This is a genomic window from Novosphingobium sp. CCH12-A3, assembly GCF_001556015.1.
Taxonomy (GTDB): Bacteria; Pseudomonadota; Alphaproteobacteria; order Sphingomonadales; family Sphingomonadaceae; genus Novosphingobium; species Novosphingobium subterraneum.
Genome location: NZ_LSIA01000034.1, coordinates 1 through 13,201, shown reverse-complemented (window position 1 = coordinate 13,201; position 13,201 = coordinate 1). Strand labels below are relative to the sequence as shown.

The 13,201-nt window shown below is 61.9% G+C and carries 15 protein-coding genes and 1 pseudogene; 3 read left to right on the top strand and 13 right to left on the bottom strand.

The genetic code is table 11. The annotated features are described in order from the left end of the window. Nucleotides 1–132: 132 nt before the first annotated feature. The 5 genes from AX703_RS28165 to AX703_RS02980 form a co-directional block, all read right to left on the bottom strand. A complete protein-coding gene (locus AX703_RS28165; protein WP_004212707.1) occupies nt 133–921 on the bottom strand; it encodes a YbaY family lipoprotein in 789 nt (262 codons plus the stop codon). Nucleotides 922–1,170: 249 nt separating this feature from the next. Continuing rightward, nucleotides 1,171–1,632, bottom strand: coding sequence for a hypothetical protein (locus AX703_RS02995; RefSeq protein WP_004212706.1), 462 nt, complete (start codon nt 1,630–1,632; stop codon nt 1,171–1,173). A gap of 12 nt (nt 1,633–1,644) precedes the next feature. Then, nucleotides 1,645–2,856 (bottom strand): NO-inducible flavohemoprotein, encoded by a 1,212-nt coding sequence (hmpA, locus tag AX703_RS02990; protein ID WP_004212704.1) that lies wholly within the window; start codon nt 2,854–2,856, stop codon nt 1,645–1,647. Between the two features lie 40 nt (nt 2,857–2,896). Further along, nucleotides 2,897–3,172 carry a DUF1971 domain-containing protein gene (locus tag AX703_RS02985; protein WP_004212703.1) on the bottom strand — a complete coding sequence of 92 codons (276 nt, stop codon included), beginning with the start codon at nt 3,170–3,172 and terminating at the stop codon, nt 2,897–2,899. Continuing rightward, the gene (locus AX703_RS02980; RefSeq protein WP_004212701.1) at nt 3,165–3,602 is read right to left on the bottom strand and encodes a group III truncated hemoglobin; all 438 of its coding nucleotides are present in this window, start codon (nt 3,600–3,602) and stop codon (nt 3,165–3,167) included. The genes AX703_RS02985 and AX703_RS02980 overlap by 8 nt, the downstream gene beginning before the upstream one ends. 109 nt (nt 3,603–3,711) lie before the next feature. Here AX703_RS02980 and AX703_RS02975 point away from each other — a divergent pair, with 109 nt between their 5' ends. The 3 genes from AX703_RS02975 (at nt 3,712) to AX703_RS02965 (ending at nt 7,238) form a co-directional block, all read left to right on the top strand. Beyond that, nucleotides 3,712–4,170 (top strand): Rrf2 family transcriptional regulator, encoded by a 459-nt coding sequence (locus AX703_RS02975; RefSeq protein ID WP_062342550.1) that lies wholly within the window; start codon nt 3,712–3,714, stop codon nt 4,168–4,170. A 257-nt stretch (nt 4,171–4,427) separates the two neighbouring features. After that, nucleotides 4,428–4,892, top strand: a complete 465-nt coding sequence (locus AX703_RS02970) for a cupin domain-containing protein (RefSeq protein ID WP_004212697.1) — start codon at nt 4,428–4,430, stop codon at nt 4,890–4,892. A 78-nt stretch (nt 4,893–4,970) separates the two neighbouring features. Continuing rightward, complete coding sequence (locus tag AX703_RS02965) at nt 4,971–7,238, top strand: nitric-oxide reductase large subunit (protein ID WP_025549136.1); 2,268 nt, start codon at nt 4,971–4,973, stop codon at nt 7,236–7,238. A gap of 709 nt (nt 7,239–7,947) precedes the next feature. Here AX703_RS02965 and AX703_RS02960 read toward each other — a convergent pair. From AX703_RS02960 to AX703_RS02925, 8 genes and pseudogenes are all read right to left on the bottom strand, one after another. After that, nucleotides 7,948–8,406 carry a TonB-dependent receptor domain-containing protein gene (locus AX703_RS02960; protein ID WP_062342549.1) on the bottom strand — a complete coding sequence of 153 codons (459 nt, stop codon included), beginning with the start codon at nt 8,404–8,406 and terminating at the stop codon, nt 7,948–7,950. A gap of 171 nt (nt 8,407–8,577) precedes the next feature. Beyond that, entirely contained in the window at nt 8,578–9,306 is a 729-nt protein-coding gene (gene istB, locus AX703_RS02955; protein WP_025549137.1) for an IS21-like element helper ATPase IstB, read from the bottom strand. Then, a pseudogene (locus AX703_RS02950) lies at nt 9,293–9,987 on the bottom strand (IS21 family transposase); the annotation flags it as partial. The gene istB and the pseudogene AX703_RS02950, both read right to left, overlap by 14 nt. 401 nt (nt 9,988–10,388) lie before the next feature. Further along, on the bottom strand, nt 10,389–10,670 hold the full coding sequence (locus AX703_RS02945) for a type II toxin-antitoxin system YafQ family toxin (protein WP_004212690.1): 282 nt from the start codon (nt 10,668–10,670) through the stop codon (nt 10,389–10,391). Then, nucleotides 10,657–10,920, bottom strand: a complete 264-nt coding sequence (locus AX703_RS02940; RefSeq protein ID WP_004212689.1) for a type II toxin-antitoxin system RelB/DinJ family antitoxin — start codon at nt 10,918–10,920, stop codon at nt 10,657–10,659. Before AX703_RS02940 ends, AX703_RS02945 begins: the two co-directional genes overlap by 14 nt. Nucleotides 10,921–11,303: 383 nt before the next feature. Beyond that, nucleotides 11,304–11,741 carry a DUF411 domain-containing protein gene (locus tag AX703_RS02935; RefSeq protein ID WP_007683347.1) on the bottom strand — a complete coding sequence of 146 codons (438 nt, stop codon included), beginning with the start codon at nt 11,739–11,741 and terminating at the stop codon, nt 11,304–11,306. A gap of 79 nt (nt 11,742–11,820) precedes the next feature. Beyond that, the gene (locus AX703_RS02930; RefSeq protein WP_007683345.1) at nt 11,821–13,062 is read right to left on the bottom strand and encodes an MFS transporter; all 1,242 of its coding nucleotides are present in this window, start codon (nt 13,060–13,062) and stop codon (nt 11,821–11,823) included. Beyond that, the coding region (locus AX703_RS02925; RefSeq protein ID WP_197423595.1) for a copper resistance protein B at nt 13,056–13,201 on the bottom strand (146 nt) is incomplete at its 5' end. The genes AX703_RS02930 and AX703_RS02925, both read right to left, overlap by 7 nt.

The window sequence follows — 13,201 nt, the reverse complement described above, 5'->3', positions numbered from 1 at the left end:
TTGGCGACGGCGCAATGGACTTTTGCCGATCAAGCTCTTGGACCGTTAAGCCTGTGTCCAAGACTGGCTCGACCTCCGTCTCCGATCGGTCAGGACTGAGCGGCAGCCGCTCTTCAGCATACTGCGGTCGAATCAGCGTATCGCCGCCAGGTATCGTCCGTCGTCGGCACGGAAGAGCACTGACCCATTGCTGTTGACGGACCATGAGGTCACATCCTGCAGAATGGCCAGGAACCTGGTTTCCTGGTTCCCGAGCGCCGGCACGCAAGCCCGGCGCGTCACGGCGAGCGGTCCGATCCGAAGCGACTGTTCCTCGATCGAATAGTCGCCGGTGAACCTGTTGCAGCCGGCCGATCCGCTCACTCGGCCGTCTTGCGAAAACTGCACCGTCACATTGGATTTGTCGATCAGACCGGTCTGATTGATGTCCTCCACCTTGAATTGCGGGCCGATCAAGCCTGAAGCCGCCGGGCGGTCACCAACGCGAACCATATTGAGCGTCCCCAGATCCTGCTCGAACCGCGTGGGATCGACCGAATGAACCGTATCCGTGGTCCATATCGGGTTGCCCTCGGGATCGGTAATCGTCGCACGGACTGCGTAACGCATGTTGGTCTTCAAGTCCTGTTCCTTCACCCTAATCGAAAATGGCAAAGGAACCTGCTGCCCTGCTGTCTCGCGCGTTTCCTTGGCAATGATCACCGATCTCGCATCGGCGCGCGAAACGTCCAGCAGTCTCACGTTGAATTTCGCGCGGGCGGGCAGAGCGATGCGCTGTCGATAGGATGCGTTGCCGGTTACGACCTTGTCTCTCAGCTCCGCAATGGGGGCTTGGGGATCGACGTATCGCGCGCCTGTCGCGCAGCCGCCGAGCGCGAGCATGGTCATCGCCAGTACGGCTGTGAATGGCTTGTTGAACATGGCGTTTCACTTTGCTGTGCGATTGGAGCGGAAGAGAGCAGGTCAGGCGGAACCCATGGCATCGGCAATAATGGGAGGGCTTCGAGCGGCAGTCCTGTGGGAATCGACTTCGCATAGGATGGTTCCGAACCACGAACGTCCGATGGCGGGCGGAAGATTGGGCTGGATTGGCGCGGGCGGCCCCGGCGGATATCTGATCCCCTCTTGGGAGACAGCCACTGAATTTTGGAACCACACGAAAAGCGCAGTCTAGAACCCGTGGCTTCCCGCCACTGCGCCGAGAACCGTGACAGCCGCGATACCCAGCAATATTCGGTGAAGTGTCTCCATTCGGGCAAAATCTGCGGCGGGCTTGACCGATGTCATCATTCGGCGGTGGAGAAACAGCGGCTCGATCACGAAAAGCATCGCGGCGAACACGGCCCACAGCCCTACCATCGCATGCATCCACCAGAAGCGAAGATCGAAAAAGCGGTCCCACATCTGCGCGCGATAGATCATCCAGAAGCCGCTCAGTCCTGCCAATAGCACCCAGATGCGCGCCTGCGCCGCAAAGCGCCCCTCCAGTCGATGAAAGGCCGCCAGCCGCTCCGCCGGCGGATTGGCGGCGCGCACGGACGGCATCACCACAAGCGTCACGAACGCCACGCCGCCGATCCAGACAAGGACCGCCAGGACATGAACGGCCCGGGCCAGGATGATGTCGTCCATGCCTCCGCTCCCTCAGGCCGCGAGCAGTTCGTCGGCCGGGCCGAAGAACTCATAGTGGATCCTGTCCGACGGCACACCCGCCAGCGACAGGGTCGAGACCGCATGACGCAGGAACGGACGCGGCCCGCAGATGTAATAGTCCGCTTGTGCGACCGGTGTGCTGGCGACCAACCATTCATCGGTAATTATGCCGGCCACATCGTAGTCGCTGCCCTCTGTTTCATCCTCGAGCGGGGTCTGGTGAAAATCGGTGATCGCGATCGATTGGCCATGGCTCGCCACAGCGCGGACATGGTCGCGCATCGCATGGGTGTCGCGGTCATGCGTGCCGTGGATGTAATGAACCGGCACTTCGGCGCCGTTCTGAACGAGGGCTTCGAGCATCGCCACCATCGGCGTCAGGCCCACGCCGCCCGACAGCAGTACGACCGGCCGTTCGACATGATCGGCGAGGAAGAATTCGCCAGCAGGCGCGGCCACCTTCAGGATCGTCCCGGGTTTCGCCTCGTCGTGCAACCAGCCCGACGCGAGCCCTTGCGGCTCGCGCTTGACCGAAATGCGATAGGTTTCGCCATTGGCGGCGGCCGAAATCGAGTAGTTGCGCTTGACCGGCGGATGTCCGGGAATTTCGAGCCAGAAGGTAAGATACTGGCCCGGCTTGTGGCGCATGACGGGGCCGCCGTCGACGGGGCGAAGGACAAAGGAATTGATGACGCTGCTTTCGCGCACAACGTCTTCGACGCGGAAATCGCGCCAGCCGTTCCAGCCGCCGGCCGCGTCCTTCTGTTCGGTGTAGACGCGCTGTTCCCGCGCGATCAGGATATTGGCGAGAAACCAGTAAGCTTCCCCCCAGGCCCCGAGGATTTCGTCGGTCGCCGCATCGCCCAGCACCGCCTTGATCGCACCGAGCAGTGCTTCGGCGACGTGCGGATAGTGCTCCGGCAGTATCTGGAGACCGACATGCTTTTGCGCGATGCGCTCGACCGCGGGAGCCAGCGCGCCGAGATTGTCGATATTGCTGGCATAGGCGAGAATGGCGCCGGTGAGCGCGCGCGGCTGCGAACCGGCGTCACCATGATGCGACTGGTTGAAAAGATCGCGAATGTCCGGGTTCTGGAACATCCTGGAATACATTTCATGCACGATATCCAGACCATGCGCTTCGAGCGCGGGGACCGTCGCCTTGACGAGCGCGATGGTCTGATCGCTGAGGGGCTGCGACATAAACTTCTCCTTGTTGGAAGGGATTCGAGTTTCCCGGCGATCAGGCGCCGGGCGGCTGATCATAGAAATCGACCCGCATTTTCATGGCGCCGATGGGCGTCACGAAGTGCGGCTGCTGCGGCAAGATCAATCCGGGCCGTTCGGGCGTCAGGACAACCTCCGACGGTGGATCGAGATAGGTCAGCCGAAGCTCACCCTCCAGAACGCGGATCAAACCCCAGACACCCGCCTTGGTATCATGGCGTGCCCGCAGGGCGGCCGGGAGCGTGTCCTGATCGAACACCGGCGTCGAACGATAGGGTAGAATGTCAGGCATGGGTGGGTACTCGCCGTTCGCAATGAATGGACCCGGCCTCGCCGTCAGCGACGCTTGGCCGATCGAGCCGAAAAAACATGGCAAGCTGCAGGCTCTCGGCAATCCGCTTCGCTTTCGCCTGCAGAGCCGCAGCTGCGTCGGGCGCCATCATCTCGTTTGTCGTACAGTCCCACAGCGCGAGCCAGCGGTCGAAAAGCGCTGGCGTTATCCTCGACCTGTGCTTCAGGTGCGCTGGCACGGGCTGGCCCTTGTATCGGCCACTGGCGAGCATGACGGATGACCAGAACGCCGCCAGCTTTTCGAGATGTTCCGGCCAGTCATCGATCGCGTCGTTGAAAATCGGCCCCAGGTCGGCATCTGCGCGAACGCGCGCGTAGAAGGCGTCGACAAGCTGCTTGAGCGCCTCATCCTTCAGTTCCAGCTCGGTCATTCGCCCGACTCCAATCATGTATCCCGAATGCATCTATACTTTTCCCTGAAAACATGCAAGATGAATACATCTTAATGCGACGAGCTGAGGAAGAGAGTGGGAACGCCCCATGAAACTGACCCTGTTCACCGACTATTCGATGCGCGTGCTGCTCTATCTGGGCGCGCGGCCTGACCGCCTGTGCTCGATCGGTGAGGTCGCGCAGGCCTACGGAATCTCGCAGAATCACTTGATGAAGGTGGTGAACCAACTCGCACGCAGTGGTGATGTGGAGAGTGTGCGTGGACGGTCGGGCGGCATCCGCCTGGGGCGGCCGCCCGAAGAGATCAACATCGGCGCACTCATACGCCAGACCGAGGACGGCTTCGATCTCGTTGACTGCGGCGGATGCGTGGTCGCGCCTGCATGTGGGCTGACGGGCGTGCTGAAGGAGGCGCTCGTCGCGTTCCTGGCGGTACTTGACCGCTATACGCTTGCCGACCTGCTGACGAAGCGGCGAGATCTCGCGTCGCTCTTCGAGCGTAACGCGGCCGATCGGTTCGAAACCCCTGCGGCGCCAGATGGATGATTGACGTCTTGGCGCATCGAAGCCGAAAAGGAGGAACGTGACATGTTCTGTCCAGAATGTGGTGAACCGGTCGATCCCGCTCCCTTTGACGGTCGTCGCCGCGCGTCGCGGTCATGGATCGCCGCAGGACTCCAAATCGGCGCGCGATGGGTAAAGGTATTGCGCGCTGGACGCTCCAAGCCGGACCGCACGCGGCAGTCCGCTTGCCCGTCTTGCTCCAATCATAAAACCACGAACACGGAAAGGAATTGAACGATATGGCCCTTCACCACGCAGCGCCCGGAGAAGTCGTCGATCTCTTGCCCGAGAACGTGACGACACATGAAGAACATTCCACAGCGATCGTGAAGGCGGACCATTTCGAAACCATCCGGCTGGTGATCCCGAGCGGCACCGAAATGCGCCAGCATCAGGTGCCGGGCAGCATCATGCTGCATTGCCTCGAGGGCCATGTGAAAGTCGAGCTCAGCGCAAGCTCGATCGAACTGCGGCGTAACCAGTGGGTCTATCTCGAAGGAGGCGCGCCGCACTCGGTCAAGGGCGCGGAAAACTCTGTGCTGCTTCTGACGATCCTCTTTCCGCCTGTAGAAGGATCACAGGCAAAAGCCGGCGCCGAGACCTTGGCGGTCGATGCCTATGACGATTGCGACTGTGTCGACCGGTGGGAAGCGGAAGGCGGTCCGGTCGTTCAATCGGATCAGCCTGCCCCCAGGAAGAATTGATCACGGGCGGCATGATGGCACGGCGCGCAGCGCGCTAGTCGCTTTGCTGTACCGCCTCGTAGCCCATAGGGGAGAACCATGGATCGAACACGTCAGCTCTGGATTTGGCTTCTATCATTGCTGGCAGTCTCTTTTGCCGTCCTGCTTCTGGTTGGCCGCGACATCAGCATTCAGGCGCCGCCGCTTCCCGCCAAGGTCGTGACCGCAAACGGCGAAACCGTCTTCACCCGTGCCGAGATGCAGCGTGGCCGCCAGGTCTGGCAATCTATGGGCGGCATGCAACTGGGCTCGATCTGGGGACACGGCGGCTACGTAGCGCCCGATTGGTCAGCCGACTGGTTGCACCGGGAATCACTGGCACTTCTCGATCTCTGGGCACAGCGGGATCTGGGCGGCGCCTTTGAGAGTTTAAACGAGGAACACAAGGCGCTCCTCCAGCGGCGGCTGCAAACGGAAATGCGCCGAAACACGTTTGAAGCGAGCACGGATACCATCACGATCAGCAACGATCGCGCGGTGGCAATCGAGCGGGTGGCAAAGCACTACGTCAATCTGTTCGGCAACGACCCCGCCACGGCCGAGCTGCGCGAAAACTATGCCATGAAGAACGATACGGTCCCCGACGCAGGGCACCGAGCCGCCATGACCTCCTTCTTCTGGTGGACGGCCTGGGCGGCCACAACGGAACGACAAGGGCGGACGACAACGTATACGAACAACTGGCCGAGCGAGCCGCTGGTCGGGAATCGCCCACCATCAAGTACATTCATCTGGTCGGCCTTCAGCGTCACCTTCCTGCTTGCCGGCATCGCGCTGTTGGGTTGGCACCATGCGGTGACGCACGGACGAAGGGAGAAGGAGCACGACCTCCCCGCGAAAGATCCGCTGCGCGAGATCGCGGTGACGCCTTCGATGCGGGCGACAGCCAAATATTTCTGGGTCGTTCTCGCACTGTTTCTCGCGCAGATCATGCTGGGTGCAATGACGGCCCACTATCAGGTCGAGGGGCAGCTGGTTTATGGCTATGAAGCGGCCGAGATCCTGCCTTATTCGATCACCCGCACCTGGCACACGCAGCTTGCCGTGCTGTGGATCGCGACAGCCTGGCTGGGAACGGGCCTCTACATAGCTCCTGCGATCTCGGGCCATGAACCGAGGTTCCAGGCTCTGGGTGCCAACATCCTCTGGGCCTGCCTCCTGATTATCGTCGTGGGCTCCTTTGCCGGGCAATGGCTCGCGGTGATGCAGAAACTGGGACTGGAGAGGAACTTCTGGTTCGGACACCAGGGCTGGGAATATGTCGATATGGGGCGCTTCTGGCAGTGGTTTCTCTTCATCGGCCTGATGCTCTGGCTTGTGCTCGTCGGCCGGGCGCTCTGGCCTGCGCTCAAAGAGAAGTCCGAATCCCGCCACATCACGATGCTGTTTTTCCTATCCGCCGTAGCCATCGGACTCTTCTACGGTGCCGGGCTGTTCTGGAATGAGCATACAGCGCTCTCCATGATTGAATATTGGCGTTGGTGGGTGGTCCATCTGTGGGTCGAAGGCTTTTTCGAGGTGTTCGCCACCGCGGTCATCGCCTTCCTCTTCACGCGCCTCGGCCTCATTCCGACACCCACCGCCACGGTCGCCGTCTTGTTTGCCACGATCATCTTCATGGCAGGCGGAGTGCTGGGAACGTTGCACCATCTCTACTTCGCGGGAACCTCGATCGCGGTGCTGGCGCTTGGCGCGAGCTTCTCAGCGCTCGAGGTCGTGCCGCTCGCCTATATTGGCTTCGAAGCTTATGAACACTGGAAGCTGAGCAGCGCGACACCCTGGATGCAGCGTTATAAATGGCCCGTCATGTTCTTCCTGGCGGTATCCTTCTGGAATCTCGTCGGAGCAGGCCTGTTCGGCTTCCTCATCAATCCGCCGCTGTCGCTCTATTACATGCAGGGTCTCAATCTGACGCCGCTGCACGGACACACCGCATTGTTCGGCGTATACGGCATGTTGGGCGTCGGGCTCGTCCTGTTCTGCCTGCGTGGCATGTTGCCGAACCTGATCTGGAACGAAGGCGTGCTGAAGACGAGCTTTTGGTGCTTCAACATCGGCCTTGCGTTGATGGCGCTCCTGACCTTGCTGCCACTTGGTACGCTTCAGCTGACCGCCGCGATTGACAAGGGCTACTGGTACGCTCGCTCGGCCGAGTTCATGCAGCAACCGGTGGTCGATCTGCTGGTGTGGCTGAGGGTTCCTGGAGATATCGTCTTTTCTGCCGGGGCGGTAGCGCTCGCCTGGTTTGTCGCCAGTCTTTGGCTCAGACCCCGGTCTGACGACAGCGAGGCGCAAATTGCACAGTGATCGATCGAGGAGTCCGATGCCGCGCAGTCCCAGCCAACCCTTGCTCGTGGGCTAGCCACGTTCTGTCGACAAACGCCACACTTGGATGCGAGTTTCGGTGAACCTTTTGTCCATGCGCACCAAACTTCTGTTCGCAGGTCTGGCAGCCGGGTCGATGGCTGCTCTATCCTCGCCCGCGATTGCTCAGATGCCGCCCGGCTCACGGGACTGTTCATTCCAGTCGCTATCGCCGGAGGAAAAGTCTCGGTACCAATCCCGTTACCGGCGCCGCGTGCGCGTCGATGGGCAAGCTTTTGCCGATAATGGCTGTATGAACAGGTGTGCATGACAGCCTCTGAGCGCAAAGCCCTCCGGCGTCCCCGCAAGGGCAAAAACTGCCGCGCCGTTTCGCGCCCCGTCACCAGCTTGGACGGATCCATGACAGTTGGCATCGGGCGCAAATGCGACTGACGCGCTCGATGCCGCACATGGCGATCATGGTGCGTTTCCAGGAGGGGACCAAATCCTACGCTAAGAATTTTGGCCAGCGATATTCTTCGCCGGTCAGGGTTATGTGCTCCCACCCCGCTCCTTACGGAGATCGAATCCACTGATCACTGAATTCTGACTTTAGAAACGTTTCTTGAATCGGGATCCATGGATGAAAAGGGGCCGACTCTCTGCATTCAGCGAATATTCGAACGCGAAGGCAGAAGGCCGGCCTGATCGATCAGAAGCTGATCGTTGCCGTGCCCCAAAAGCGGCGCCCTTCATCGAGCATCCAGTTGCCGTCGAGACCATCAAACCGGCCGCGGTCATCGACCGGCACGATCTTGTCGGTGACGTTGAGCACCGCCGCCCTCAGCGCGAAATTCTCATTGATCGTGAAATTGATGCCGACATCGAAGGTCGTGCTCCCTTCACGGGTGCGGGTGTTGAGCGCGCCGTTGCGGAACCCGCTGAAAGTCTGCTTGCCCGAGTAGTAGCCGAGCACATAGGCCGCGATCTGCTCGGTCGCTTGCCAGTCCAGGCGAACGTTGGCCATGTGCCTGGGCGTCTTGTCGAGCGGCGTTCCGTCAAGCGAACTGCCGTCGAAAGCGGGCTCGCCGCCACCCTTCCGGACGGGATCGGTGTAGGTATAATTCGCGGTCAGCAGCAATGCCGGGGTGATCGGCAGTCTGCCATTCACTTTGTCAAACGGCGCGCAAACGGGACCCCGTATAGGCGTTGAAGGGGGACCCCCTTTTCGAGATTGAGCGGAGGGTTGATGCCCTGCGCTGTGTGCGGCGGAGGTCGGGCGTAGCCCGGCCGGAGGCGTACACAGCGCAAGTTCGTTTTGAAGCTGGGGTGAGAGTGGCGGCTAACTGCGGTTTTTGAAGCGCCAGCTGTCGTTGCCGGTCTCGACGATATCGCAGTGATGAGTGACGCGGTCGAGCAGAGCCGTGGTCATTTTGGGATCCCCGAACACGGTAGGCCATTCGCCGAAGGCGAGGTTGGTCGTGATAACGACGCTGGTGCGTTCGTAGAGCTTGCTGATCAGGTGGAACAGGAGCTGGCCACCAGAGCGCGCGAACGGCAGATATCCCAACTCATCGAGCACCACCAGGTCGAGCCGTGAGAGCTGTCCCGCCAGGGTCCCGCCCTTGCCGATCCGGGCCTCCTCTTCGAGGCGTGTCACCAGATCGACGGTGTTGAAGTATCGTGCCCGAGCCCCTTTGCGCACGACGTTGGCGGTAATCGCGATGGCGAGGTGGGTCTTGCCGGTGCCCGTGCCGCCGACGAGCACGATGTTGCGACGCGCCGGTAGGAAGGAGCCATCATGCAGGGAGCGGATCAGTCCCTCGTTGATCGGCGTCCCTTCGAAGCTGAACCGCTCCAGGTCCTTCACCACCGGCAGCCGCGCGGCCGTCATGCGATATCGGATCGAGGCGGCGTCGCGATGGGTGGCTTCCGCGCGGAGCAGATCGGTCAGGATCTCCATGGTGGTGCGCTGGCGCTGGAGGCCGGTGGTGACGGCCTCGTCGAACGCGGCCACCATGCCCTTGAGGCCCAGGCCGCGCATTGTGTCGATCATCTCATGCCGCTGCATCATAGCCTCGCAGTCGGTCATAGCTGGCACAGTCGGCGATCGGCGGGTGACTCAGCATCCGGTCTTCCGAAGTGACGATGCTATGGGGCGTCGCCGGCTCGCGGCGACGGGAGAGGATGTTGAGGATCAGGTCGTCGCTGACCGTTCCGCTCGCCAGCGCTTCGCGCACCGCCGCCTCGACCTGCTCCAGCCATCGGTGAGCACGGCCGAGAGCACCCGCACGAACCTGCGATCCGCCTCATCCCCGTGCCCCAGCCTGCGTCGCAGGCGATGGAGGGATGGCGGCAACTCCCAGTCCTGGAACGGCGCGCCGTTGCGCAGGGCACCGGGCTTGTGGGCCAGAACCGGCAGATAATGCCAGGGATCGTAAATGGTGCGGTTCCGCCCGAAGTGACGCTCATGTTCCCCGACGATCTCTTCGCCGCAGCGGATGACCATCCGGCCCGCATAGGCGCGCACCTGCACCGTGCGCCGCGCCGCCCTGGACATGACCGAGTAGCGGTTGCGGTCGAAGCTGATGAGGCAGGTGCCGGTGACGGCATGCTCGCTCTCATGGAAGCCATCGAAGGGCGCCAGGATCGGCTGCAGGACAGGCCGCTCCATCTCCAGCGCCTAGGCCACGGTGATATCGCCGCGCTCGGGATGGGTGTGGTGCTCGGCCCAGCGCCGGCACTCCGCCTTCCTTCTCACGATCTGGCTTTTGAGCCATTCGAGCATGGAATCTTTTGCCATCATGGGCGTCGTCGTCGCTCTCGGCAGCATCGTCTACCGGGCCAGCATCCGCCGGTCATCAACGTAGGGGTCACGACGGTGGAGCGAGCGGTCGGCTCTTCAAGCCCAACGCGATCGGCTCATTTCTCGCTCACCAGTCGTGAACTAACGGCAAATTTGTCAGAATTTGAGGGTGAAAGTGATTTATGGCCCTCATTTTTGTTTCAAGCAGCGCCTGCCGAATGCATCTCTGCGATTGATGTCTTCTGCAAAAGCTTGTTGGCATCGGATGCTCGCTGATCACACCTAACCCGTAATCGTGCCTCTGGCTGACATACCCGACAAACGTATAAGCTCGCCATGCGCGGGCGTCACCAACCCAATTCCGCGTGCGATCCCAAGCGCACAAGCTGCAAGGTGTCGTCATCGGGCTTGCGGTAAATCAGCACGAGGTCGGGCTTTATGTGGCAATCGCGATGGTCGCGCCAGTCGCCGGTCAGCGCATGGTCGCGGTGGCGCGGTTCAAGCGGCTCGTCGGATGCCAGCGCCTCGATGATCGGGATCAGGTCAGCGTCCAGCGTCTTGGCGTGCTGCCCCTTCTTCTCCCGCTTGTAGTCGCGCTTGAACCGCCCGAAGCGTTCAATCGTCCGCATTGAGGTCGGCCATCAGGTCGACCACCGTGGCGAACCGCTTGCCCTTTCCCTCGCGCGCTTCCTTCATGGCCTCGATCGTCTCGGCATTGGGCACCAGCGGTTCAAACGGCAAGGCCTTGTCGCGGGCAACGCGGGTCAGCATCAGGCGCACGGCATCGGAGACGGTCAGCCCCATAGCAGCCAGCACGGTCGCGGCTTCCTCCTTCACCGCTCCGTCGATCCGGGTCTGCACAAGAGCGTTTGCGGCCATGTCGATTTCCTTTCTGCATGACGATGTAATGCAAGCGAACGCAAAGTGCAATCAGGCAAAGCCCCGGCTATCGACATGGCGACCGGGCTTCGCGTTTTTCACCTTCAATGCTGTGAGTGCCATCGGTTCGGGGCCCTGATCGGGAATGTTGGGGCCGTTCTCACACTTTCGGTGGGCAAACGGTCCCACAATCGTTCCACATTTTGGGCCAAATTCAGGCAAATCAGGGAGACGACCGCGAACAACTTACAAGACAAATCGTTGCTTTTTCAGTGTAGGTAGGGGTAGGGACGCCATCAGCTCGCTTGACACAAGGTTCTACACTCGACAGCGGGGTCCTCTACCACCGGGCAATTCTGCAGGATGCTGCAAACCGCGCGATATCAATGGCGGGCGAAAATTCGCTGACCGGCGCTGCCGAAGGCCACCACCGTATAGGGTTGGCGGGCAGCGCCTGCCACTTCCATGCCCTCCGAACCGATCGGCATCCCCGCAACCGCAATGCCTTTGACGCCCGCAGGACGGGTCGCCAGCAAGCGCTTGACGTCGGATATCGGGACATGGCCCTCGATCATATAGCCATCGACGATCGCGCTGTGGCAAGATGCCAGCGTCCGGGGCATGCCGGCCTTGCGCTGAAGCTCGCTGCGCGACGCATCGTCACGCATGACGACCTTGCGTCCCAGCTTCGCGCGCACGGCCTGCGCCCACTTCTCGCAACATCCACATCCCGGATCCCGGTGGACGACGATATCACTGGCCGCAAGCGCTACGCCGGGCATGGCGAGGAACAGCAAGGCGACGAATAGGCGGGTCTTCATGAAATGACTCCCGGAAGAACGATAAGCATGGGGCTGAGGCCCCTTCTTTTCTATACGCATCAATGCGCCCCTCCCCTCATCACGCAGATGATTTTACGATGGCGGGCGGCCTCCAGGCTAGCGGCAGGGACACAAGCAGCGCTAGCGATAGACCACCAATCCCCCACAGAACGAGCGGCTGCGCCCCGGGAGCGACGATGGCTATCGCCAGCGGCGCGAGCGCCTGCCCGATGCTGGCGGCGGAATGCTGGAAACCGAGCTTCACGCCTGAAGGGGCCCCGCCGCCGCTGATCCAGAAGCTGGTGACCAATCGAAGGGTTGCCGAGCTCCAGCCGGCAGCAACGATGATCCCACTGAGCTCGGCCATACTCGCGGCGACAGGAAACATGAAAAGTGCCACAGCCAGCAGGCCCAGCGTCAATCCGGCAAGCCGCCTCGGCACAGTGACCAGCCAATCCAGCTTTGCATGGAAGATCTGTGCCGCCAGCATGCCCAATCCGCAGAGACTGAGCATCCAGGCGATCTCTTCGCGGCTCAGCGAAATGGCGCTCCGCGTCACCAGGAGATTGACATGCATCGCCGCCAGCCCGCCGCCCGCGACGATCGTGATAAAAAGCAGGATCAACGTCGCGCCGAGCGTAGGCGCGGGCAGGTCTCCGCCATCGATGCAAGGTGCACACCAGCGCGGCAGACGCACGGCGCAAAGCGCCGCCCCGACGGCACCGATGCCGAGAGCGAGGATCATGAGGGGAGCGCGGGGCAGGATCGCGGCCGAGACCTCCGCCACCAGCGGACCGGCGAGATCGCCCAGAAACACGAAGGCGGTCAGCCAGGTGAAGCGGCGCGCCTGGTCCGCGCGCCCGCTTGCGGCAAAGCTCGCGCAGAGCAAGCCCAACGGTATGATGGCGGCCGACGCCATCCCCGCCACCAGACGCAATGCATAAAGCTCAGGCAACCCGACGAGGCCGATCGGCGCGGTCACCAGCGCGAGGATGACCAGCGCTGCGCGCAACATCGCCCGATAGTCGACCCGGTCCGCGATCCAGCCCCAGAGCGGCGCCGCCAGCAAGGCTGCCAGGGGATGGACCGCGGTCAGGCTCGCGACGTGAAAATCATGAGCGCTTGACGATAGCGCGCCACGAGCCGGGTCGACCAGTGCCGGAAGGAAGGCGAGAATGGCCGTCTGTCCCGCCGACGCCGCAGCCGCCGCGAGCAACAAGACGAAAAAGGAGGCCGGCCAGCGACCGTTGGCTTGCGATCCAGCCTTGTCACGCGGCGCGTTCGCGGTCGATCCCTCGAGTGGCCATCCGCGGATCACCACCAGGCGCGCAAGCCGATCACCAGCCGGTGTTCGGAAGGCCCTTCCCTGCGCAGGCGACGGAAATCGGCCGTGCCGTCAAATGCGCGCTCCCAGACGAAGCCGATATAGGGCGCGAACTTGCGCGACACCTCGTAGCGCA

Coding starts and splice junctions, on each gene's coding strand:
- AX703_RS28165 (WP_004212707.1), bottom strand. CDS start 921: ATGTTCAACAAGCCATTCACAGCCGTACTGGCGATGACCATGCTCGCG.
- AX703_RS02995 (WP_004212706.1), bottom strand. CDS start 1,632: ATGGACGACATCATCCTGGCCCGGGCCGTTCATGTCCTGGCGGTCCTT.
- hmpA (WP_004212704.1), bottom strand. CDS start 2,856: ATGTCGCAGCCCCTCAGCGATCAGACCATCGCGCTCGTCAAGGCGACG.
- AX703_RS02985 (WP_004212703.1), bottom strand. CDS start 3,172: ATGCCTGACATTCTACCCTATCGTTCGACGCCGGTGTTCGATCAGGAC.
- AX703_RS02980 (WP_004212701.1), bottom strand. CDS start 3,602: ATGACCGAGCTGGAACTGAAGGATGAGGCGCTCAAGCAGCTTGTCGAC.
- AX703_RS02975 (WP_062342550.1), top strand. CDS start 3,712: ATGAAACTGACCCTGTTCACCGACTATTCGATGCGCGTGCTGCTCTAT.
- AX703_RS02970 (WP_004212697.1), top strand. CDS start 4,428: ATGGCCCTTCACCACGCAGCGCCCGGAGAAGTCGTCGATCTCTTGCCC.
- AX703_RS02965 (WP_025549136.1), top strand. CDS start 4,971: ATGGATCGAACACGTCAGCTCTGGATTTGGCTTCTATCATTGCTGGCA.
- istB (WP_025549137.1), bottom strand. CDS start 9,306: ATGCAGCGGCATGAGATGATCGACACAATGCGCGGCCTGGGCCTCAAG.
- AX703_RS02945 (WP_004212690.1), bottom strand. CDS start 10,670: ATGCGGACGATTGAACGCTTCGGGCGGTTCAAGCGCGACTACAAGCGG.
- AX703_RS02940 (WP_004212689.1), bottom strand. CDS start 10,920: ATGGCCGCAAACGCTCTTGTGCAGACCCGGATCGACGGAGCGGTGAAG.
- AX703_RS02935 (WP_007683347.1), bottom strand. CDS start 11,741: ATGAAGACCCGCCTATTCGTCGCCTTGCTGTTCCTCGCCATGCCCGGC.